This is a genomic window from Streptomyces sp. NBC_00012 (genome assembly GCF_045040875.1).
GTDB lineage: Bacteria > Actinomycetota > Actinomycetes > Streptomycetales > Streptomycetaceae > Streptomyces.
This window is the reverse complement of record NZ_CP108309.1, coordinates 3,878,847-3,900,032: the sequence shown is the minus strand read 5'-3', so window position 1 is coordinate 3,900,032 and position 21,186 is coordinate 3,878,847. Positions and strand designations below refer to the sequence as shown.

General features: G+C 71.8%; 24 protein-coding genes. 13 read left to right on the top strand and 11 right to left on the bottom strand.

What is annotated here, in order from left to right:
* The first annotated feature begins 51 nt into the window (after positions 1-51).
* Positions 52-627 carry an RNA 2',3'-cyclic phosphodiesterase gene (gene thpR / locus OHA19_RS17815; RefSeq protein ID WP_405750725.1) on the top strand — a complete coding sequence of 192 codons (576 nt, stop codon included), beginning with the start codon at positions 52-54 and terminating at the stop codon, positions 625-627.
* A gap of 139 nt (positions 628-766) precedes the next feature.
* Here the strand turns inward: thpR and OHA19_RS17810 are convergent, their stop codons facing one another.
* Both OHA19_RS17810 and OHA19_RS17805 read right to left on the bottom strand, forming a co-directional pair.
* A complete protein-coding gene (locus tag OHA19_RS17810; RefSeq protein ID WP_405715427.1) occupies positions 767-1,105 on the bottom strand; it encodes a hypothetical protein in 339 nt (112 codons plus the stop codon).
* A gap of 64 nt (positions 1,106-1,169) precedes the next feature.
* Complete coding sequence (locus OHA19_RS17805; RefSeq protein ID WP_405715429.1) at positions 1,170-1,946, bottom strand: alpha/beta fold hydrolase; 777 nt, start codon at positions 1,944-1,946, stop codon at positions 1,170-1,172.
* 105 nt (positions 1,947-2,051) lie between these two features.
* Between OHA19_RS17805 and OHA19_RS17800 the strand changes: the two genes are divergently transcribed.
* Positions 2,052-2,579: a PadR family transcriptional regulator gene (locus tag OHA19_RS17800; RefSeq protein ID WP_405715431.1), complete on the top strand. Its 528-nt coding sequence runs from the start codon at positions 2,052-2,054 to the stop codon at positions 2,577-2,579.
* Between the two features lie 81 nt (positions 2,580-2,660).
* Here the strand turns inward: OHA19_RS17800 and OHA19_RS17795 are convergent, their stop codons facing one another.
* Entirely contained in the window at positions 2,661-3,656 is a 996-nt protein-coding gene (locus tag OHA19_RS17795) for an aldo/keto reductase (RefSeq protein ID WP_405750722.1), read from the bottom strand.
* Positions 3,657-3,816: 160 nt separating this feature from the next.
* Positions 3,817-5,889, bottom strand: a complete 2,073-nt coding sequence (locus tag OHA19_RS17790) for an N-acetylmuramoyl-L-alanine amidase (protein WP_405721733.1) — start codon at positions 5,887-5,889, stop codon at positions 3,817-3,819.
* 424 nt (positions 5,890-6,313) lie between these two features.
* On the opposite strand from OHA19_RS17790, the gene OHA19_RS17785 reads away from it, so the two are divergent.
* Positions 6,314-6,820 carry a hypothetical protein gene (locus tag OHA19_RS17785; RefSeq protein WP_405715435.1) on the top strand — a complete coding sequence of 169 codons (507 nt, stop codon included), beginning with the start codon at positions 6,314-6,316 and terminating at the stop codon, positions 6,818-6,820.
* A gap of 124 nt (positions 6,821-6,944) precedes the next feature.
* Positions 6,945-9,008: a serine/threonine-protein kinase gene (locus OHA19_RS17780; protein WP_405715437.1), complete on the top strand. Its 2,064-nt coding sequence runs from the start codon at positions 6,945-6,947 to the stop codon at positions 9,006-9,008.
* Between the two features lie 37 nt (positions 9,009-9,045).
* Here OHA19_RS17780 and OHA19_RS17775 read toward each other — a convergent pair whose 3' ends face one another.
* Positions 9,046-9,453 carry an Imm1 family immunity protein gene (locus OHA19_RS17775; protein ID WP_405750718.1) on the bottom strand — a complete coding sequence of 136 codons (408 nt, stop codon included), beginning with the start codon at positions 9,451-9,453 and terminating at the stop codon, positions 9,046-9,048.
* A 101-nt stretch (positions 9,454-9,554) separates the two neighbouring features.
* On the opposite strand from OHA19_RS17775, the gene OHA19_RS17770 reads away from it, so the two are divergent.
* The 3 genes from OHA19_RS17770 (at position 9,555) to OHA19_RS17760 (ending at position 11,650) form a co-directional block, all read left to right on the top strand.
* A complete protein-coding gene (locus OHA19_RS17770) occupies positions 9,555-10,172 on the top strand; it encodes a hypothetical protein (protein ID WP_405715441.1) in 618 nt (205 codons plus the stop codon).
* A gap of 78 nt (positions 10,173-10,250) precedes the next feature.
* Entirely contained in the window at positions 10,251-10,835 is a 585-nt protein-coding gene (locus tag OHA19_RS17765; RefSeq protein WP_405750717.1) for an isochorismatase family protein, read from the top strand.
* 164 nt (positions 10,836-10,999) lie between these two features.
* Positions 11,000-11,650 carry a hypothetical protein gene (locus OHA19_RS17760; RefSeq protein WP_405715445.1) on the top strand — a complete coding sequence of 217 codons (651 nt, stop codon included), beginning with the start codon at positions 11,000-11,002 and terminating at the stop codon, positions 11,648-11,650.
* A gap of 82 nt (positions 11,651-11,732) precedes the next feature.
* On the opposite strand, the gene OHA19_RS17755 is transcribed toward OHA19_RS17760, so the two are convergent.
* Complete coding sequence (locus tag OHA19_RS17755; protein ID WP_405750714.1) at positions 11,733-12,671, bottom strand: oxidoreductase; 939 nt, start codon at positions 12,669-12,671, stop codon at positions 11,733-11,735.
* A 104-nt stretch (positions 12,672-12,775) separates the two neighbouring features.
* On the opposite strand from OHA19_RS17755, the gene OHA19_RS17750 reads away from it, so the two are divergent.
* A complete protein-coding gene (locus OHA19_RS17750) occupies positions 12,776-13,396 on the top strand; it encodes a TetR family transcriptional regulator (protein ID WP_405721736.1) in 621 nt (206 codons plus the stop codon).
* 42 nt (positions 13,397-13,438) lie between these two features.
* On the opposite strand, the gene OHA19_RS17745 is transcribed toward OHA19_RS17750, so the two are convergent.
* Entirely contained in the window at positions 13,439-14,203 is a 765-nt protein-coding gene (locus OHA19_RS17745; protein WP_405715449.1) for a class I SAM-dependent methyltransferase, read from the bottom strand.
* Between the two features lie 378 nt (positions 14,204-14,581).
* Between OHA19_RS17745 and OHA19_RS17740 the strand changes: the two genes are divergently transcribed.
* Together OHA19_RS17740 and OHA19_RS17735 are read left to right on the top strand one after the other, a co-directional pair.
* On the top strand, positions 14,582-15,172 hold the full coding sequence (locus OHA19_RS17740) for a TetR/AcrR family transcriptional regulator (RefSeq protein ID WP_405721738.1): 591 nt from the start codon (positions 14,582-14,584) through the stop codon (positions 15,170-15,172).
* A gap of 35 nt (positions 15,173-15,207) precedes the next feature.
* On the top strand, positions 15,208-15,834 hold the full coding sequence (locus OHA19_RS17735; protein ID WP_405715451.1) for a helix-turn-helix domain-containing protein: 627 nt from the start codon (positions 15,208-15,210) through the stop codon (positions 15,832-15,834).
* 12 nt (positions 15,835-15,846) lie between these two features.
* Here OHA19_RS17735 and OHA19_RS17730 read toward each other — a convergent pair whose 3' ends face one another.
* The gene (locus OHA19_RS17730) at positions 15,847-16,476 is read right to left on the bottom strand and encodes a histidine phosphatase family protein (protein WP_405715454.1); all 630 of its coding nucleotides are present in this window, start codon (positions 16,474-16,476) and stop codon (positions 15,847-15,849) included.
* 21 nt (positions 16,477-16,497) lie between these two features.
* Positions 16,498-17,184: a GDSL-type esterase/lipase family protein gene (locus OHA19_RS17725; protein ID WP_405715456.1), complete on the bottom strand. Its 687-nt coding sequence runs from the start codon at positions 17,182-17,184 to the stop codon at positions 16,498-16,500.
* Positions 17,185-17,242: 58 nt separating this feature from the next.
* Between OHA19_RS17725 and OHA19_RS17720 the strand changes: the two genes are divergently transcribed.
* Genes OHA19_RS17720 through OHA19_RS17710 form a run of 3 tightly spaced genes read left to right on the top strand, consistent with a single transcriptional unit; the run spans position 17,243 to position 19,261 of the window.
* Positions 17,243-18,232, top strand: a complete 990-nt coding sequence (locus tag OHA19_RS17720; protein ID WP_405750712.1) for a WD40 repeat domain-containing protein — start codon at positions 17,243-17,245, stop codon at positions 18,230-18,232.
* A 45-nt stretch (positions 18,233-18,277) separates the two neighbouring features.
* Positions 18,278-18,811, top strand: coding sequence for a GNAT family N-acetyltransferase (locus tag OHA19_RS17715; RefSeq protein ID WP_405750709.1), 534 nt, complete (start codon positions 18,278-18,280; stop codon positions 18,809-18,811).
* 42 nt (positions 18,812-18,853) lie between these two features.
* Positions 18,854-19,261 carry a DUF4259 domain-containing protein gene (locus tag OHA19_RS17710; protein WP_405715462.1) on the top strand — a complete coding sequence of 136 codons (408 nt, stop codon included), beginning with the start codon at positions 18,854-18,856 and terminating at the stop codon, positions 19,259-19,261.
* Here OHA19_RS17710 and OHA19_RS17705 read toward each other — a convergent pair whose 3' ends face one another.
* A complete protein-coding gene (locus OHA19_RS17705; protein WP_405750705.1) occupies positions 19,262-19,873 on the bottom strand; it encodes a Uma2 family endonuclease in 612 nt (203 codons plus the stop codon). It lies immediately after the preceding gene.
* 146 nt (positions 19,874-20,019) lie between these two features.
* On the bottom strand, positions 20,020-21,138 hold the full coding sequence (serC, locus tag OHA19_RS17700; RefSeq protein WP_405750703.1) for a phosphoserine transaminase: 1,119 nt from the start codon (positions 21,136-21,138) through the stop codon (positions 20,020-20,022).
* Positions 21,139-21,186: the final 48 nt, after the last annotated feature.

Below are 21,186 nucleotides of genomic sequence, written 5' to 3'. Positions count from 1 at the left end.
AACGATACGTACGGAGGCCGGGACACGTCGGTACGGTGCGACACTCGGCCCATGAGCCGTCTCAGACTCTTCGTCGCCGTGCTGCCGCCCGCCCCCGCCGTCGAGGAACTGCACCGCGCCGTCGCCCCGCTGCACGCGCTGCCCGAGGCCGAGCATCTTCGGTGGACCGGTGTGTCCGGCTGGCACTTCACGCTGGCGTTCCTCGGGCCCGTGGACGAGGGGCTGCTGCCCGAGCTGGAGGAGCGCCTCGCTCGGGCCGCCCGCCGCACCGCGCCCTTCCCGCTGCGGATCCACGGCGCCGGCCGGTTCGGCGGGCGGGCGCTGTGGGCGGGGGCCGCGGGCGCGCTCGACACGCTGCGGCTGCTCGCCGAGCGCGCGGACGCCGCCGCCCGCCGCACCGGCATCCCGATGGACCAGCACCGCGCCTACCACCCGCACGTCACCCTCGCCCGCAGCCGCCGAGCCGAGGTCGATCTGCGCCCCTGCGTCGAGGCGCTCGGAGGCTTCGAGGGCACCGGGTGGGAGGTCGGCGAGCTCGCCCTGGTGCGCAGCAATCTGCCGGACTCCGGGGTGCCGGGCGAGCGGCCCAGGTACGAGGTGGTCGGATCCTGGTCGCTGGGGCACTGAGGGCGGCGGTTACGCTCGACGGGTGGACCCGAAGACCAGAAACCGCATCATGGCGGCCGTGCTCGTGCTGATGTTCGTCGTCGTCGCCGTGGCGGCCGCCGTCGGGGCGTGACCCGGCCGGACCCTCCGGACGCCGCCGTCAGCCTCCGTGCCGCAGTCGGCGGATCCGGCGGCGAAGACTCCGCAGCGCCCGGCGCGCGGGTGTCCGCCGTCGGCGTACGCCCTCCTCGGCGGGCGGCACCGGCCGCCAGGCGCCGTCCGGCGACAGGATCGGGACCTGGCGTTCCGCCTGCGCCCCGATCTCGTGGTACGCCTGGTGGGCGGTGCCCTGGTAGGCCTCGTTGTAGGAGGCCAGGGCGGCACTCAGCGCCGGTCCCACGACGCCGCGCCGCCGGGCGGCGACCGCCAGCCAGGTGAAGAAGCCCATGACGGCGGCCAGCGCGGCGGCGATCACGAGCGGCGGAACGAGTTCACCCATGACACGAGAGTAGGGGCGTCCGCCCCGGCCGGGCATCCCCCTCTCGGGCGGCGGGGGCCCGCTCTCAGGCGGCGAGGGCCCGCGCGGTCTCCTCGGCGAACGCCTCCGGGTTGTCCAGCATGATGTTGTGCCCGCAGTCCGGGACCGCCACGACGCGCACCCCGTGCCCGGCGAGCACCTCCTCGCCGGGCAGCGGCCCGTCGGCCGACGGGCGCAGGAACGTACGCGGGATCTTCAGGCCGAGCAGCAGCTCACGCATCGTCGGCGTCGTCCCGGCGGCGAGGTGCACCGCGCTGCGGTGCAGCGCCTCGGGGCCCGCCAGTCGCATGGTCGCCCACCAGTGCGGTCCCACCCGCTCGCGCACCTCGGACCGGCCGTGCGACAGGAACTCCGCCTCCGAGTAGGCCGCGATGCCGCTGCTGCCCGGCCGGGCGGGGCCGGGGGCGACCGGGTCCAGATTGGCGTCGACCAGGACCAGCCGGGCCACCAGGTGCGGATGGCGCGCCGCGAGCACGATGGCCACCGCGCCGCCCATGCTGTGCGCGATCACGTCCGCGCCGTACGCCCCGGCCGCCTCCAGCGCCGCGGCCACCGCGTCGGCGTGCTCCTCCAGGGTGTAGCCGAACTCCGTGGGGCGGTCGCTGATCCCGAAGCCGAGCAGGTCCATGAGCAGCGAGCGGCTGTCCGCCAGCAGCGGATGGGCGGCGCCCGCGGTGAAGTACGGGCCGGACGAGGCCCCGAGTCCGTGCAGGTAGACCCGGGTCCGGGACCCCCCGGGCCGGCCGGGGAGCTCCACCCACCTGATGCGCGCGCCGTCGTCGGTCACCTGGGCGTTGTGCATGTCGTCCCCCTTGTCGTCGCCATGGCTATGGCCTCGCCATCGCTATGCATCGAGGAGACTATACATAGACGCCGAGGTATTAGCTCCGTCGGGGAGGATACGCACATGCTGGAACTGGCCATCCTTGGATTTCTGTACGAGCAACCGCTGCACGGCTACGAGCTGAAGCGCCGGGTCGCCCACCTCACCGGACACGTCCGCCCCATCGCGGACGGCACGCTGTACCCGGCGATCAAGCGCCTGGAGCGCGCCGGATGGCTGGAGCGCCGTACCGAGCCCGGCACCAGGGCCGCCCCCCGGCACACCCTCACCCTGACCGGCCCGGGGCGCGAGGAGCTGCGGCGACGGCTGCGGGAGGCGGACGAGGTGGACATCAGCGACGAGAACCGCTGGTTCACCGTCCTCGCCTTCCTGCGCCACCTCTCCTCCCCGGCCGAGCAGGCGGACGTACTGCGGCGCCGGCTCGCGTTCCTGGAGGAGCCGAGCAGCTTCTTCTACGAGGGGGAGCGGCCGCTGGGCGCCGAGTCGTTCGACGACCCGTTCCGGCGCGGGCTGCTGAGGATCGCCCGCGCGACCAGCGAGGCGGAGCTGGACTGGCTGACAGCGACCCTGAAGGAACTGGACGCGTCCTGAGCCGGGTACGGAGACGGGCAGCCGCCGCCCCGCCGGAGGCGAGGACGGCAGCGGCCCGTCAGGCGGCCCGTCAGGCGGTCCTCACCAGGCGAACGCCTCCGGCGACGGCCCCGGACCCGGGAAGATCTCGTCCAGCGACGCCAGCAGCTCCGCGGAGAGGTCGAGCTCCAGCGCCCGCAGCGCCGAGTCCAGCTGCTCCTGGTTGCGGGGTCCGACGATCGGCCCCGTCACCCCCGGCCGGGTGAGCAGCCAGGCCAGGCCGACCTCGCCCGGCTCCAGGCCGTGCTGGTCGAGCAGGCCCTCGTACGCCTGGATCTTCTCGCGCTGCGCCGCGTTCTTCAGCGCGTCCGCGCTGCGGCCCGAGGCCGACCGTCCGGCGGTGCCCTTGCGCTCCTTCTTCAGCACACCGCCCAGCAGCCCGCCGTGCAGCGGGGACCACGGGATGACGCCGAGGCCGTACTCCTGCGCGGCCGGGATGACCTCCATCTCGGCGCGGCGCTCGATCAGGTTGTAGATGCACTGCTCGCTGACCAGGCCCAACGAGCCCCGCCGGGCGGCCAGCTCATTGGCCTGGGCGATCTTGTATCCGGCGAAGTTCGACGAACCCGCGTACAGGATCTTGCCCTGCTGGACCAGGACGTCGATCGCCTGCCAGATCTCCTCGAAGGGGGTGTTCCGGTCGACGTGGTGGAACTGGTAGAGGTCGATGTGATCCGTCTGGAGCCGCTTCAGCGAAGCGTCGACGGAGCGCCGGATGTTCACGGCCGAGAGCTTGTCGTGGTTGGGCCAGGCCTCGCCGTCGGCGCCCATGTTCCCGTACATCTTGGTGGCCAGGACCACCTTGTCCCGGCGTTCGCCGCCCTTGGCGAACCAGGTGCCGATGATCTCCTCGGTGCGGCCCTTGTTCTCGCCCCAGCCGTACACGTTCGCGGTGTCGAAGAAATTCAGCCCCGTGTCCAGCGCCGCGTCCATGATGGCGTGGCTGTCCACCTCGTTGGTCTGCGGGCCGAAGTTCATGGTGCCGAGGACGAGACGGCTGACCTTGAGCCCGGTGCGTCCGAGCTGTGTGTACTCCATGGGAATCAAGCCAACGCCTTCGAGTCCGCTCGAAGCAAGGGCGACCGCTCGGAGCAGAGCGACTGTTCGAAGCGGGGGCGACCGCATGCGACTGCCCCCGGCGGAGCAGCGGAGCGCCGGGGGCAGCGCGTGGTGCGCGGTGCGGATCACACGGCGCGGACTACTTCAGGTACACGATGCCGTCGGTGGTGACCGTCGGCCGGCCCGAGGTGGCGACGACGACGATCTTGACGGTGTGCTTGGCACTGGACGACCAGCTCTTCGTCCACAGCGCGTCGCGGTATTTGGTGGTGCTGGACTTCAGATCCACCGTGGACACCTTCACCCCGTCCACATAGACGTACATCTGGCCGGAGGTGGTCGCCCGGGACGCCACCAGGGCGACCGAGCGGCCGGTGAACGTCCAGCTCAGCGAGGCACCCTTCGACGAGCTGGAGTACGACTTGCCGCCGAGGTAGCTCGACGAGGACCGCGTCGTCCACGTACCGGACTTCGTCGCCGAGCTCTCCTGCACGATGACCGGCGTACCGGCGACCGAGGCGGTGGCGGTGTTGCCCGCCCGGTCGTACGCCTTCATGGACCAGGTGGTCGACACCCCGGACTTGGCGGTGTGCGAGGCGCTGGTGGTCGTCGGGCCGTAGGTCTTGGCCACCGGTGCGGTGAGCCGGACCTCCTTGAGCGAAGCGGCGTCGGTGGCCTTCCACTTCAGGGTGAGCGGGACGGCCGTGGTGTTCACCGTGCCGGTGCGCAGCGCCAGGTTCGGCTTGGTGGAGAACGTGGGCGCCGTCTGCTCGGCGACCACGGTGGCCGCCGCCGACGTGGTGACCTTGCCCGACTGGTGGGTGGCGCGGACCTGCACCTGGTGGGTGCCGACGGCGAGGGTGGCCGGCGCGGAGGTCGCGGTGCCCGCGGTGGTGGCCACGGACTTGCCGTCGACCAGCAGCTCGTACTTGGAGATGAACGCGCTCGGCGTGCTCGCCGACCAGCCCACGGTGATCACGGACCTGGTGTAGTACGTCGTGCCCGAGAGCCCGGCGCCGGTCACCGACTTGACGGCCAGCCCGGTGACGGGGCCCGCGGCGAGATCACGGATCGACTTCAGCTGCCCGTACAGCATGTTGCCGGGGCACTGGGTGTTGAAGCCGTCGCGGTGCCCGGAGATCTGCTTGAAGGAGTACTTCGTACCGGCGGTGAACTTCGTGCCGAAGTAGTTGCTGCCGGTGGCGCCCGCGGTGAGCATGGTGCTGCCCGCCGGGTCGCCCTTGTACTGGCCGAGCTTCCACGCGGCGATCCGTGCTACCGACGTGGTCACCGCGCTGGGCGCGGTCGCGTCCGTGTAGGTGCCGATGACCGCGATGCCGGCCGAATCCCGGTTGAAGCCGTAGGTGTGCGCGCCGAAGACCGGCCGGTCCACACCGCCCTTACGGCCCTCGAAGACCGTCCCGCACTTGTCGACCAGGAAGTTGTAGCCGATGTCCTTCCACCCCTCGCTCTTGACGTGGTACGCGTACAGGCTGCGCACCACCGCCGCGGAGTCGGTGCAGGAGTAGGTGTTGCTCCCGGCGGTGTGGTGGACGAAGACGGCCTTGACGCCGTCCAGGTACTCCGGGGCCTCCGGGCTGATCGACTCGTCGGCGCCCCAGCCGGCCCGCGAGACGATCGGCGGCTTCGGCACGGTCGACGGCGGCGCGGGCGGCAGGGTCTCGGCCGGGGAGGAGCTCGGCGACGCCGAGGGGCTCGGGCTCGCCGGGGGAGTGGGCTCCTCGGTGGCCGGTTCGGACGGGGCCGGTGAGTCCGGTTCGGAGGGCGTGGGCTCGGCGGACGGCTCCGTGCCGTCGCCCGGCGCGGCCGGGTCCGACGGGACCGGCTCCACCGGGTCGGTGGAGGGCGTGGCCGACGGGTCCTCGGCGGGCAGGTCGGCCGCGAAGGCGGCCGGTTCCGCGGCGGTCGAGCCGCCCCGGCCCGGGTCCACGGTGTCCAGCCGCAGCCCCGCGGGCAGCTTGGCGGAGACCTTGCCGCCCGCGTTGATCCGTACCTCCACACCGTTGGAGGGCCCCACCCAGCGGGGCTCGGTGCTCCCTCGTACGCCGGCCCGGCCGGTCTCCGTGCGCCCGTCCAGGTCGGTTTCGAGCGGCACCCAGGACGTCCAGTTCCCGCTGGCCGCGGACTTGGTGCGGACCTCCACGGCTCCGGTGACCTTGGCCGCCGGGTCGGTCCAGGTGATGCCCAGCATGCTGAAAGGTGCGGTGTCCCGCTTGCCCAGGACGGCGGACGTGCCGTCGTCGCCGACCTTCAGCGAGGTGGCGCGCACATCGGTCTTCGGCGGGCCGGACTTGGCGTCGGTGTCCACCGAGGAGTTGCCCGTCACCCCCTCGAAGACCAGGACACCGGCGACGGCCGCGGTCGCCACGGCGGCCGTGACCCAGATTCTTCGCTTCGAGAAGGGCTGATCGGTGATTCTGCGCTTCGATCTCAAGTCGTACCCCAAGGATCGTCTTCGATGTTCGTTCCATGAACCGCTGGGGCAGGCGACGGCACAGGTCACAGGTGACCGGTGGGGGGTACGAGTACCGGCGCGCGCATACAGCGGAAGCACAGCTTCCCACGCCCGTACGACAGCCCGGCACGGCCCCCCGGCCGGGCGTAGCCTGGCTGCCGTGACCTCCGTACCGCGCGTTCTTGCCGTACTCGACGAGCTGCTCCGCGAAGCGACCCCCGACCGGCGCGGGGCCCTGTGGCAACTGGCCGAACAGGGCCGTGAATTGGACGCCAACCTGGTACGCCTTCCGCCCGGCGGCGAGGTCGGTGCGCACCAGGAGGACGTACTGGACGTGCTCCTGGTCGTCGTCGCGGGTGACGGCCGGATCGACGCCGGGGACGTTTCGCTGGAGTTGACCCCCACCACCGTCGCCTGGCTGCCCCGCACCTCCCGCCGCGCCCTCGCGGCCGGCCCGGACGGCCTCACCTACCTGACCGTCCACCGCCGCCGCCCCGGCCTCACCATCAGGTCCGCGGCCCCGGCCCCTGCGGTGCCCGAGCCGCCGCACGAGGGCGGCGAGGCGCCCTGCATGCTGGACCTGGTCTGCCCTGAGTGCGGCCGGCTCTCGCCGGACCCGGAGCCGGTGTTCTGCAGCCGGTGCGGGGAGCGGTTCGCGCAGGGGTGACGGGCACGGCCGTCACCGGCCCGGAAGGCGCTCTCGAAGTGGCCGAATCGCAAGTGCTGCGGGCCACTTCGGTGTATGGCCGAGCGTCTAGTCTGTTGTCTCCATGTAGTCCACAGGGGGTCGCATGCACAGCGAGGGTACGGCCGGTCGCGATTCGGACCAGGGGCAGGGCGAAGAGTCCCCCCGCGGCGCCGGCCGCGGTCGGTCGGGCGGCTTCCCCCGGAGCGACTCGACCGAACACGCCCAGTCGTGGCCGGAGCCGGCGGCGGAACGGGCGGCCCCCGCACCGCACCATGTGATCGACGGACGTTACGAGTTGCTGCACAGCCTCGGGCGCGGCGGCATGGGGGAGGTCTGGGAGGCCCTGGACACCCGCCTCGACCGGCACGTCGCGGTGAAGGGCCTGCTGGGCCGGGACGCCATCGGGGCGGCCACGCAGGAGCAGATGATGCAGCGGGCCCGGCGGGAGGCCGCGGCCATCGCCAAGATCAAGCATCCCAACGTGGTGGCGGTGCACGACCGGGTCGAGTCCGGCAACCAGGTCTGGATCGTGATGGACCTGCTCGACGCGCGTTCGCTGGCGGACCTGATGCGTGCGGAGCGGCGGCTGCCGGTGCGACGGACGGCCGCGATCGGTCTCCAGGTGCTGAGCGGGCTCCGGGCGGTGCACGAGGCGCGGGTGGTCCACCGCGATGTGAAGCCGGCCAACATCCTTTTCGCCAAGGAGGACTTCGCGATCCTGGCGGACTTCGGGATCGCGACCTTCGACGGCGCCGCCCCGCTCACCAGGGCCGGTGAGCTCATCGGCACGTTCAAGTACCTGGCGCCCGAGCTGCTCGCCCAGACGGGGCGGGAGAGCGCCGCGACTCCCGCCTCCGACCTGTGGTCCCTGGGCGTCACGCTGTACGAGATGGTCGAGGGCAGGCACCCCTTCGACCGGCCGAACGAGTACGAGGTCCTGGTCGCCGCCTGCCAGTCCGACCCCCTGCCCATGGAACACGGCGGGGACCTGGCCGAGGTCGTGGGCCGGCTGATGCACAAGGATCCGAGCCGTCGGCTGAGCGCCGGGAGCGCGGAGGAGATGCTGCGGAAGGTCCTCCGTGACTCCGCCGCGAAGCCGGACCCCGAGCCCGAACCCGACCCCGTGCCCGAAGCCAAGCCCGAACCCCGGTCCGAGCCCAAGTCCGAGCCGGAGTCCGAGCCCGTGTCCCCGCCCGTACCCCCTCAGGCATCGCCCCTGCCGCCCCGGCAGCCGAAGAAGGGCGTCCCGGTATGGCGGAAGGTCTCGGCGGTCGCGGTGTGCGCGGCGCTGGTGGCCGGTCTCGGATGGTTCGCCGTGGAGCAGATGCGGAAGGACGGCGGGCCGACCGCGGACGACCGTCCGGGCCGCGGCTCCCCGGCGGACCCGTACATCAAGACGCACCCGAAGCTGACGGTGGGCGTCAAGGACGATCAGCCCGGACTGAGCGAGAAGGTCAAGGGCGGCAAGTACCGCGGGTACGAGATCGAGGTGGCCTATGCCATCGCGCACGACATGGGCTACAGCCGCGACCGGGTCACCTTCGTGCCCGTGAGCAGCGAGAACCGGAGCACGATACTGCAGAAGGGCGATGTGGATCTGGTCATCGCCACCTACAGCATCACGGAGGAGCGCAAGCACGCGAAGGCACCGGACTACAGCGTCGCGTTCGCCGGGCCGTACTACGTGGCCAGCCGGAGCTTCATGGTCCGCAAGAAGGCGAAGGCGGGGGCGATCGACGACTCCCGGATGCTGCGGAAGAAGCAGTTCGAAGTGTGCACCGCCAGGAGTTCGACGTACGAGTCGTGGCTGCCCAAGGCGGGCTACAACATGACGGAGTCGCTGCCGAACGGCTACGAACGTTGCGTACGCGACCTGTTGGACCCGACGTCGTCGGTCTACGCGGTGAGCACGGACGACGTCATCCTCGCCGGGTTCGTCAAGAACGACCCCGGCGAGCTGAAGCGGCTGGACAGCGGTCCGGGCGCGGAGGGCTACGGCGTCGCCATGAAGCCGGACGAGAAGGGGCTGAAGGCGGAGGTGTGCTCGGCGCTGAAGAAGATCATGACCGACGGTGTCTGGGAGCAGCTGTACGCCGGCCACCTCGCCCCGCTGCTGAACCGGGCGAGCCCGCCGAACAAGCCGAAGCTGGAGGAATGTCCGTCCTGACACCGTGATCCACGGGCCCGGTCCGGTCGCCGCCGGTTCAGCGGTCGACCGCCCACGCCGCGTCGGCGGGGGGCCGGCCGGTGGCGAGGATGTGGCGGACGATCCGGAGGGCCTCGTCGAGCGGCACGGTGTCCGCGTCGGGGTACTCGTCGCTCTGCCCGTTCGCCAGGACGAACCCGCCGCTCCAGTCCTCCGCCCCGGGGTCCGTGGCGTGCTCGCCCGGGTCACCCGGGTCCGCGAGCAGCATCACCATCGCCCGCTCGGTGTTGCTCACGACGAACAGCGTCCGCCCCGCCGAACTCTCCAGCAGCGATTCGAGCTTCCCGTCCGCGATCCTCGCCCGCAGCGCCTGTGCCACCGAGTCGTCGGACACGGCGACGGCGTCACCGGCAAAACTCCACGACTCCACTGCCCCGACCGTCTCCGCCTCCGCCGAATCCACCATGCGCGGGACGATGCCACACCGCGGTCCGGAGGCGCGATCCGCGGTGTCCACTCGTTGCGCGAACGCGTCGGTGACCTGACCCTGGCCGGTAGCCTCGCGCCATGGGGCTCGACATCACGGTGCTGATCGCCGACTGGTCATGGCTGGCCGAAGCGCCGGAGCGCGAGCGGCTGTCCCGGCTGGAGAACGCCTGGGACGCCGACGAGACAGGGCTGTGGGACCACGACGCCCCGGCCGTCGACGGCGACTGGAAGTGGCCGCAGGGGCCGAACAGCGGCCGCTTCGCCGTCTACGAGTTCCTGCACACCCTGGGCTCGTACAAGCCGCACTTCTGGGCCACGCACCGCTGGGAGCGCGTCCGGGACCACGCCGATCCGCCGGTGCGCGCCGGGCTGGACAGCTTCCTGCTCGGGTTGATCTGGGACGGCATGGACGGCGAGTCGGGCCGGACGGACGTGGACTTCTTCTCCGACGACCCGCCAGGCTCGTACGGCCTGATGATCGCCCGGTCACCGCAGGGCGTCCGGGAGCTCGTCGCGACCTGGGAGGCCGTGCGGCCGCGGCTCGACGGATTGCGCGAGGCGTTCGACGAGCACGCCGCGGTCCCCGACGGCTGGGTCCGCGACTTCGACGGGTTCGCCCGCCTGCTGGCGGAGTGGGGACGCGTCCTCACCGAAGCGGCCGGACGGGGCTGGGGCGTCGTGGGGCTGAAGGCGTAGGGCGGGGCGGCGGGCGGTCCTGCGTCAGGGCTCCAAAACATGTGGAGGCGAACCGGTGCAGGCGGACATGATGACGGCATGAGCGATCGCGCACGTCCCGTACAGGCACTGCTCGTTGTGGACGTCCAGGCGGACGCGGTCGTCGGTGAGCGGGCGGTGCCCGGGGCGGCCGGGCTCGTGGACCGGACGGCGGATCTGATCGCGCGGGCGCGCAAGGACGGGGCGCTCGTCGTGCACGTGCAGAACGACGGGCGGCCCGGGGCGGGCGACGAGCCGGGTACGCCCGGGTGGGAGCTCCATCATCGCGTCGACGCCTCGGACACGGAGGTCGTGATCCGGAAGACCCGGGACGACGGGTTCCACGGGACGCCCCTCGGGGGGCTGTTGACCGACTCGGGGGTGCGGGCGCTCGCCATCTGCGGGGTGATGTCGGAGATGTGCGTACAGTCGACGGCCCGCACGGCCCTGGCGCTGGGGTACCGGGTCGTCATGCCGCACGACGCGCACGCGACGCACGACATCCCGGCCGCGCCCGGGATCAGCGGGCCCGTCCCGGCCGCCGCGGTCTCGCGGGTCGCCGAGTGGGCCCTCGGCAGCGATCTGGAGGTCGTGGCGCGTGCCGCGGACGTGGAGTTCGCCGCGCCGGCCCGGCATGAACACTGAATCGGCCCGGCAGGAACGCTGAGCCGGCCCCGCAGGAGCGTTGAATCGGCCGGAGCGGGAACCGCGGTGCCCGGTCCTGTCGTCATCACGCGCGCGCCACCATGCGCGGGCCACGCCGAGTACTTGTGCGGGCCGCGCCACACACCCGAACCTCAAGGAGCAGCATGAGAGTCAACGGCAGCACGCGACCCCGCAGCGGCAGCCGAAGCAGCACCGATTCCTCGCCGCGACGCAGCTCTCGTGCGGCTCTCCTGAACGGCTCGAAGGCGGTACTGGCCGTCGCACTCGTCCTGGGGGCGGCCACTGCCTGCCAGAAGTCGTCGAGCGACGGGACCCACGAGGCCAAGGACTGGAAGGTCGGCGACTGCGCCGGGCCCGACAGCAGCAAGAAGGACGCCTACCAGCCGCTGGACTGCGACGACTCCAAGGCGACACTCAAGGCCCTGGAGATCAAGGACGGTGCCATATTCTCCGACTCCATCCAGTGCCCGGCCGGTACGGACGCGATCATCTCGGTGAAGGTCTCCTTCGGTTCCGGCGACGCGAGCGCCGGCATCCCCAGCAAGACCATCTGCGGCCGCAACCTGAGCGGCGACCACCCCGGTGACGCCGGTGCGGGCGGCGGGCAGCTGGTAAAGGGCGACTGCGTGAACGACCAGGCCAAGGAGGTCGCCTGCGGCAGTGGCGGCAGCGGTGTGAGCAAGGTGCTCGACCTGACGAAGACCGCCGAGCAGTGCCCGGCCGGCAGCAAGCCGCTGGAGCTGTTCCCGAGCCCGGGGCGGCCGTACGACGCCATCTGCACCGGCAAGGCCTGACCGCCCGGCGCCACGGGGCACCCTGCCCATGGACACACCGCGGCCGGTGGAGCGCATGCTCCACCGGCCGCGGTGTGTCCGGTCACTGGACCGGGGTCGGGAACGTGAACCGGACGCCGGTCAGCCGCTCCGACAGTTCCCACAGACGACGGCCGGTCCCGGCATCCGCCGCCCCGGGGGACAGCCGCACCCTGGTCGGCCCGCCGCGCAGCTCGGCCGGGCCGTCCGGCCCGATGAACTCGCCGCCCCGCACGTCCGGGTGGGTCGCCGCGTACAGCTGGGGCAGGGCGCCGCGCGCCGGCGTCTGGGCGAGCGGGGTGAGTACGCGGCCGTACAGCAGCTTCACCAGGCCGACCGGTGCGCTCGTCTGCAGGTTGGTGGAGGTGTAGCCGGGGTGGGCGAGCAGGCTGCGCACCGGGCTGCCGGACGCGGTCAGCCGCAGGTGGAGCTCCCGGCCGAAGACCGCGTTGGCGAACTTCGACTGGTTGTAGAAGCCCATCGGCGAGTACCTGCGCTCGCCCGAGAGGTCGTCGAGGAAGAGCCGCCCCTGCCGGTGGTTGGCCGAACTCACCGTGACCACGCGGGGGTCGCGCCCGGCGGACAGCAGGTCGAGCAGCAGCCCGGTGAGCGCGAAGTGCCCCAAGTGGTTGCAGGCGAACTGGAGTTCATGGCCCTGTGCGCTCAGTGACCGGGGCGGCGCCATCACTCCGGCGTTGTTGACGAGCACGTCCAGCCGTGGGCGTTCGGCGTGCAGGCGGTCGGCGAAGGCCCGGACCGATTCCAGGTCCGCCAGGTCGAGCCGGCGTACCTCCAGGCCGGCGTCCGGCTGCCCGGCGGTGATCTCCGCGGCCGTCCGGCGGCCCTTCTCCTCGTCGCGTACGGCGAGGATCACATGTCCGCCCCGGAGGGCGAGCGCCCGCGCGGTCGCCAGGCCCAGGCCGCTGTTGGCTCCGGTGACGACGGAGACCCGGCCGGTCTGGTCCGGGATCTGCTCGGTGGTCCACTGCTGTTGCCGTGTCATGTGACACACGTTGCCTTTGCTGGCACTCGGTGTCAAGGTGCGCCTTGGTGTCATGCAAGGCATGGGGTTACCATGGGTGGGTGAGCTCTCGCCCCGAAGTGACCATGGCCCAGCGCAAACGCCTTCTCGTCTCGGGCGAGCTGACCGAAGCGGCGCTGCAACTGCTGGCGTCGAAGGGCTTCGACGCGGTCACCGTCGACGAGATCGTGACCGCCGCCGGTGTGTCCAAGCGGACGTTCTTCCGGTACTTCGCGTCCAAGGAGGACGTGGTCGTCCAGTTCCTGGCCGGCATGGGCGCCGGTATGTGCGAGGAGCTGGCGGCCCGCCCCGCCGGGGAGCGCCCGTCCGTGGCGCTGCTGCGCGCCGTCTCGGTCTCCCTCGCCGCCTGCGCCCACCCCGACCACGCGGAGCGGGCGCTGCGCGTGGTCCAGCTGATCCTGCGTACGCCCGCCCTGCGGGCACGCTTCATGGAGCGTCAGGCGCAGTGGCGCGACGATCTGACGGCGGAGCTGGCGGAGCGTACGGGGCTCGGGCCCGACACGGACATGTACCCGCAGCTGGCCGCCGGAATGGCGCTGGCAGCCTTCGATGCCGTGCTGCGGCGGTGGAGCGACAGCGATGGCGCCGAGGGCCCGGCCGCGCTGCTGGACCGGGCCTTCGCCGTGATCGCCCCGGCGCTGGACGCGGACGCCGAAGCGGGCCGGGGCGGTACCGCGGCTTCCTGATGCCGCGTCCGGGCGGGTCAGTCGGTCATTCGGTCAGGCGGTTCAGGCGGGCCGGGAGGGCTCTGCGGCGGGCCTGCGGAACAGGGCCGTCCAGAGGAAGGGTTCGCCGAACAGCGGGGAGCCGGACGGCTCGTCGCGCATCCGGCGGAGCTCGATCTCCGTCAGGTCGGAGAAGATCCGGCGCAACGACCGAGGCGTGTAGGCGAGTCCGCCCTGGAGTCCGCCCCGGCCGTAGAAGGCCTCGTCGGGGAGTTCGGAGCCCATGCCGCCCTCGCCGGACGCGAAGCAGGTGAGGGCGAAACGGCCGCCGGGGGCGAGAACCCGGTCGAGCAGGGCGAGGTAGCTGACACGGCGGTGCGGCGGCAGGTGGTGGAAGCAGCCGGAGTCGTAGACCAGGTCGTACGGGCCGGTCAGCGTCGGCTCCGTCCGCGTGAGTTCGAAGACGTCGCCGTGGTGGAACCGGATGTCCGCCCCCGCCTCGCGGGCGCGGTCCTGGGCCCAGGCGAGGGCCGACGGGGACAGGTCCACGGCGTCGACCTCGAAGCCCAGGGACGCCAGATGGACGGCGTTGCGGCCGGGCCCGCAGCCGAGTTCCAGAACGCGGCCGGGGGCGATCAGCCCGCGGTCGACGTACGAGGCGAGGTTCTCGTCGGGCTTCGCCACGAAGAACGGAACGGGCCTCTCCCGGTCCGCGTAGAAGCCGTCCCACCAGGCCCCCGCGTCGGCCGTCCACCGGTCGGCGTCCCGTGCGAACAGGCCGTCCATGAGCCGCAGTACGTCATCCGTCGTGCGTATGTTCCGGTCCATGTGGACCCCCTTTCCACCTGGGGAAATCGTAGATTCGCAAGGCGTCCCGGCCCAGTCGGGCAGCGCCCGGCGAAACCGTCCGGGGGCTGCCCGGCGGGCGGGAGCGGCGGGGCCGACAACCCCGGTCGTACGTCCCCGTTCCGGGGGTGGGGGCGCTTGCGCCGAGGCGTGAAGGGGCAGGTCTCGCGCCCCCCGAGGGGTGTTTCTTGGGGAGTTGCGGAGGCGGGCGAGCCGGGGAAGTGATGGAGTCCTCAGTGCGTGGCGGACCCACCACCGGCCGCGGGGAGCGGGAAGAGTGGGGGCAGCGGTACGGACGACGAAGGAGGACCGATGGCGGGTGTCGTGGCGAGCCGGCGGAACGGGGCGGTCGGACAGCCCATGGAGCTTCTGGGAGCACGGGACCGACTCCTGCGGGCAGGGCGTGAGTTGTTCGGTGCGTACGGGTACGCGCACACCGGCGTCGAGGAGTTGTGCGCCCGCGCGAAGGTGCCCGCCCATGTCTTCCAGCAGGAGTTCCTCTCCCGTGAGGTGCTGCTGATGGCGCTCTACGACGAGGTGGCCACACACGGGCTGCGTGCGGCCGAGAACGCCCTCATGGCGGAGGGCATGGAGGACTGCCCGACGGCGGAACGGGTCCGGCTGCTCTTCGCCGCCTACGTGAAGGCGGTCACCGAGGACAAGTGCGCGGCCCGGGTCGCCTTCGTCGAGGTGCTCGGGGTGAGCCGCGAGGTGGACAGACACCTGGCGACCTGGCGGGCGATGTGGATCGAGTTCCTGACGTCCGAGGCCGAGCGGGCCGTGCGCCGGGGCGAGGCGGTGCCGAGCGACCACAAGGTCACCGTCACGGTGCTGAACCACGCGGTGGACGAGCTCATGGCCCACCACGGCCGCCGGCCCCGCCAGGTCGACGCGGAGTGGCTGACCGACGAGCTGACCCGGCTCTCGCTGGCCATGATCCTTTCGTCCTGACGCGCCCGATTGCCGGGACGGCAAATAATGGGGCCATGGAAGACGGCGCGGAGCACACGGAACGACCGGACGACGACGAGATCACGACCGTCCTGACAGGCGTCGGCCCGCGTCTGCGGGCCCTGCGCCAGGAGCGCGGCACGACCCTGGCCCGGCTCGGCGAGACGACCGGGATCTCGCTGAGCACCCTCTCCCGCCTGGAGTCCGGCGGCCGCAAGCCCACGCTCGAACTGCTGCTGCCGCTGGCCAAGGCGTACGGGGTCCAGCTGGACGAACTGGTCGGCGCCCCGGCCACCGGTGACCCGCGCGTCCACTTCCGTCCCTTCGTCCGCGACGGCATGACGTTCGTACCGCTCACCCGGCACCTCGGCGGGCTGCACGCGTACAAGCAGATCCTGCCCGGCGGCCGCGGGTCCACGGGGCCGCTGGAGCAGCGGGTGCACGAGGGGTACGAGTGGCTGTACGTGCTGGCGGGACGGTTGCGGCTGCTGCTGGGCGAGCACGATCTGGTGCTCACCGCCGGTGAGGTCGCCGAGTTCGACACCCGTACACCGCACGCGTGGGCGAGCGCCGGGCCCGATCCGGTCGAGTTCCTCAGCCTGTTCGGGCAGCAGGGGGAGCGGATGCATGTGCGGGCCCGGCCCTCTTCGGACGGCCGGTAGGAAGTCCCGGGCTCAGGCCTGGAGTTCCGGCGGGAATCCCGTCCAGCGCAGCTCGTCGGGCAGATGCCGCATGTCGTTGGAGACCAGGACCGACGCCGGGCGGCCCGGGGCGTAGCGGATCACCGTCAGCGAGGCATTTCCGTGGTTGAGGCCGAGCCAGCGCCACTTCGGCGCGTCCATGGCGTCGCGGATCAGCCAGGACACCAGGAAGCTGTGGGTGACGACGAGTTCGTGGACGTCCTCGTCGCCCTCCGGCGGACCGGTGAGCTCCGCCAGGGCGCGACGCGCCAACTCCGGCCCCCGAACCCGCTCTTCGGCGGTGCACGGTTCCAGGAACCGTATGAAGCGGTCGGCACTGTCGGCAGGCAGTTCCGCCCGGTCCGGGAAGTGCGGAACGTAGTCGTCGGCCGTCTCCGTGACCAGGACGGGGACGTCGTCGAGCTGTTCGCCGATCAGCTGCGCCGTCCGGGCGGCCCGGGGCAGCGGGCCGTGGCGCACCACCGAGATCGGGTGCTCGCGCAGCCGCCGGCCGAGCAGCTCCGCCTGGCGTTGGCCGGCCTCCGTCAGCGTGCAGTCGTCGTCCTCCCCGGCCGCCTCGCCGTGCCGGACGAGATAGAGGTGCCGGGCGGCCGTTCCTGTCATGTCAGTCCCTTTCGTTTCTGCTCATGGCCGGGGTGTGTACGGGCGGCCCAGCCCCCACGCCTGATGCATCGCGTCGGCGAACGAGCCCGCCAGCGCGTGCTCGCCGCTCGGGCCGGGGTGCGTACCGTCGTAGGTGTCCTCGTGGATGTCGTAGCCCGGCGGGCGGGAGGCCAGCAGGACCGGGGACATCGGGTCGTCCAGGTCGGCGACCGCCTTCGCGAGGAGTTCGTTGAAGCGGTCGCACTCGGCGGCGAACGAGGCGTCCGACTCGGCCCGGACGTTCGGTATCACCGGCATCAGGACCATCTTGACGTGCGGGTTGGCCGTGCGCGCCGCCGTGATGAACGCCCGCGCGTTCTCGGCCGTCTGACCACTGTCCGTGTAGAACCCGAGGTCTATCAGACCGAGCGAGACGAGCAGCACGTCCGTGCCGTGCCCGGCCACCGTCCCGGCGATCACCGGCGCCATGTGCAGCCAGCCCTCGCCCCAGCCCGCCAGATGGGCGCGGGCCCCGGCGGGGAAGTCCGGCGCGCCGTACTCGTGGCTGACGGGGGCGCCCGCCACCGTGTCGTACAGCTCGCTGCGTGGTCCGACGATCGAGAACGGCGCTTCGAGGGTGGAGGCGAGGTGCTGCCACATCCGGTAGCGCCAGGTGAAGTCGCCGGCGCAGCCGATGGTCATGGAATCGCCGACAAACGTGAACCGCATGGCGTCATCATCGCGGATCACTCCTGCCGCCTGCGACGTGACGATGGACACTTGTGCCATGCGTTCGTACCTGACTGTGTCCGGAGTTGCCGCGCTGCTCCTGTTCGCCGGGGCGGGACCGGCCGTGGCCGACGACGGAGCCGACCGGAGCTTCACCATCGAGGACCCCCGGATCACCGAGTCCAGCGGCCTCGCCGCCAGCCGCGCCCACCCCGGCATCTACTGGACGCACAACGACAGCGACGACGGGCCGTACGTCTACGCCGTCGACTCCCGGACCGGGAAGACCGTCGCGACCATCACCATGAAGGGGGTGGGCGAACCCCGTGACGTGGAGGCCATCTCGCTGGGACCGGACGGCGATCTGTACGTCGGTGACATCGGCGACAACCTCGACGGCAGCTGGGACCACGTCTGGATCTACCGCTTCCCGGAGCCGAAGGAGCTGAAGGACGCGACGGTCCGGGCCACCCAGTTCGACGTGAAGTACGCGGACGGCCCGCGCAACGCCGAGGCGCTGATGGTCCACCCGAAGACCGGACGGGTCTACATCGCGTCGAAGAACGAGGACGGCGGCGGGCTGTACGAGGGCCCCGCGAAGCTGACCACCGGCGCCGCCAATGTGTTCCGCCGGGTGGGCGAGGTGCCGTGGGTGACGGACGGGGCGTTCTCGCCGGACGGCAAGGAGCTGGTGCTGCGCTCCTACTTCAGCGCCCGCGGCTACGTCTTCGAGAACGGCAGGCTCGGCGCCGACCACGCGGTCCGGGCGCCGATCCAGCGGCAGGCGGAGTCCGTGACGTACACGGCGGACGGCTCGGCGCTGATGTTCGGCTCGGAGGGGGAGCAGAGCGACGTGGAGCGGGTGGATGTGGAGGACGGTGCTGGCGGCGGTACGTCGCCGTCCCGGGGCGGCGACTCGTCGGCCTCGTCCGCCGGAGCGGGGAGCGGGGGCGCCGGGGACGTGAAGGGGACGACCCTGACCGGGGTGCTCGTCCTCGCCGGGATCGGCTTCCTGGTGCTCATGGGGCGGCGCCGGAAGGGGAACTGAGGGCGCGATCCGTCGCACACGTGGGGCCGCGTAGGGTCGGGCCCCATGGAGAGCCGAACAGCCCCCGGGCCCGAGCCGTTCGCCACCGCCCGGCTGGACGCGCTTCCGCTGCGGGTCGCGTACGCGGACGAGATGGCGGCGGTGCTGGACGACCCGGACCTGCACACCTACACCGGAGGCGCCCCGGAGACCGCGGACGGGCTCAGGGCCCGCTACGGACGCCAGACCGCCGGCTCGCCGGACCCCGGGGCGTGGTGGTGGAACTGGGTGCTGCGGGTACGCGACGAGGGCTGTCTGGCCGGATACGTCCAGGCGACGGTGGACGTGCCGGGCGGGGCGGCGGAGATCGCCTGGGTGGTCGGGACGCGGTGGCAGGGGCGCGGGTACGCGAAGGAGGCCGCGACGGGGCTGGTGGCCCACCTGCTGGGGACGGGGGCGGTGCGTACCGTGCTCGCCCACATCCATCCGGACCACAACGCCTCCGCCGCCGTGGCCGGCGCGGCGGGACTGGTGCCCACGGAGGAGTGGTGCGACGGCGAACGGCGCTGGGAGCGCCCCGCCGTTGTCAGTGGTGGCTGAGAGAGTGGCCCACGTACGGACAGCACTTGCGGAGGGGACCTCATGGGCACCTGGGACACCGGCCATTTCGACAATGACACCGCTGCGGATTTCTCCGGGGAGATCGACGACGCGCCGGAGAACCGGCGGGAAGCGGTGATCCGCAAGGCCCTGGAGGCGGTGCTCGTCCCCACGGACTACCTGGACAGCGACGAGGGCGCTCCCGCCGTCGCGGCGGCCGCGCTGGTCGCTTCCCAGTGCCCGGGCGGTGAGCCGGTGACCACCGCGTACGGTCCCGACAAGCCGCTGCCCGTCCTCGCGACGGACCTGCGCCCCCTCGCGGTGAAGGCCCTCGACGCGGTGCTGGGCGAGAATTCGGAGCTGCGCGAGCTGTGGGACGAGGCGGGGGACAAGGCGTGGGCCCCGGGGATGGCCCGGCTCCGGGAGGTCCTGGTGGCGGCGTCCGGCTGATCAGGCGCGGGGGCGGCCGGCCTGGATGAGCTTGTCGACGTCGAGGGTCACCGGGGCGCCGATCGACTCGGGGAGGGTGACGGTCTGCCCGGGGGCGTACACCTGGTGGCTGTCGTAGCCGCCGCCCATGGGCTCGGTCAGGACGTGCACCCGCCCGTGCCTGCGGTCGATGATCACGTACACCGGGATCTTGGCCTCGGAGTAGGCGGCGACCTTGTTGCGCAGGTCGTTGTTGTAGTTGCTGGAGGTGACCTCCAGGACGAGGCGGAAGACGGCGGGGTCGTAGCAGTTGTTCTCGACCAGATGCTCGTCGAGATCGGCGTCGACGACCGCCAGGTCGGGGATGGCGTAGTCGGCCGGGCCGCCGGGGAGCCACACGCCGATCCCTTGAAGGACCTCTGCCTCGCCGTCGTCGAGACCGGCTGCGATGAACGGGCGCATGACCTTGGTCAACACTCGGGCGTGCGGGGCGTCCGGGGATGGGGCCACTGTGATGACGCCTCCGATGATCTCGACGCGGTAACCCGGGTGCTGCTCCATGAGGCTGTTGGCCGTGTCTAGCAGCGATTCCGGCTCACCGTCACAGGGGTGCTCGACTGCTGCTGCAGACATTGCGGGCCTCCTGAAGGGGTGATGTCGAGGTCATCATCGTAGGCCGGTCCGGTCGCCAGTGCCCGAAAGCCGTTCCGCCACCCGACCGAGTGAACGACGAAGGGCCCCGCGCACCGGCGCGGAGCCCTTCGTCCTGCGGGTGCTCGTTACAGCTTCTCGATCACGTAGTCGATGCAGGCGGTCAGGGCCTGGACGTCCGACGGGTCGATCGCCGGGAACATCGCCACGCGCAGCTGGTTGCGGCCCAGCTTGCGGTACGGCTCGGTGTCGACGATGCCGTTGGCGCGCAGCACCTTGGCGACGGCGGCGGCGTCGATCTCGTCCGCGAAGTCGATCGTGCCGATGACCGTCGAGCGCTTCGCGGGGTCGGTGACGAACGGGGTCGCGTACTTCGACTCCTCGGCCCAGCCGTAAAGGTTCTGCGCCGAGGCGGCCGTGCGGCCGGTGGTGAAGTCCAGGCCGCCCTGGGTGTTCATCCAGGTCAGCTGCTCGTTCAGGAGGAACAGCGTGGCCAGGGCCGGGGTGTTGTACGTCTGGTTCTTGAGGGAGTTGTCGATCGCCGTGGGCAGGCTGAAGAACTCCGGGATGTGGCGGCCCGAGGCGTGGACGCGCGCGGCGCGCTCCAGGGCGGCCGGGGAGAAGACGCCGATCCACAGGCCGCCGTCGGAGGCGAAGGACTTCTGCGGGGCGAAGTAGTAGACGTCCGACTCGGTGATGTCGACGGGCAGGCCGCCCGCGCCGGAGGTGGCGTCCACCAGGACCAGGGAGCCCTCGTCGGCGCCCGCGACACGCTTGACGGGAGCGGCGACACCGGTCGAGGTCTCGTTGTGCGTGAAGGCGTACACGTCGACGCCCGCCTCGGCCTTCGGGTCCGGGTGGGTGCCCGGGTCGGAGGCGATCACGGTCGGGTCGGCCAGCCACGGGGCGAGCTTGGCGGCCTTCGCGAACTTCGAGGAGAACTCGCCGAAGTTGAGGTGCTGGGACTTCGTCTCGATGAGTCCGTGCGTCGCGATGTCCCAGAAGGCGGTGGAGCCGCCGTTGCCCAGGATCACCTCGTAGCCCTCGGGGAGGGAGAAGAGGTCGCGCACGCCCTGACGCACCGCGCCGACCAGGTTCTTGACCGGGGCCTGGCGGTGGGACGTACCGAGAAGAGACGTGCCGGTGGCGGCGAGCGCGTCGAGCGCCTCCGTCCGCACCTTGGAAGGACCGGCGCCGAAGCGTCCGTCGGCGGGCTTGATGTCAGCGGGAATCTGGATATCGGCCACGAACCGGAGCGTAGTGCCTCCCGGACACGGCCGAGCACCGTGTCCGTC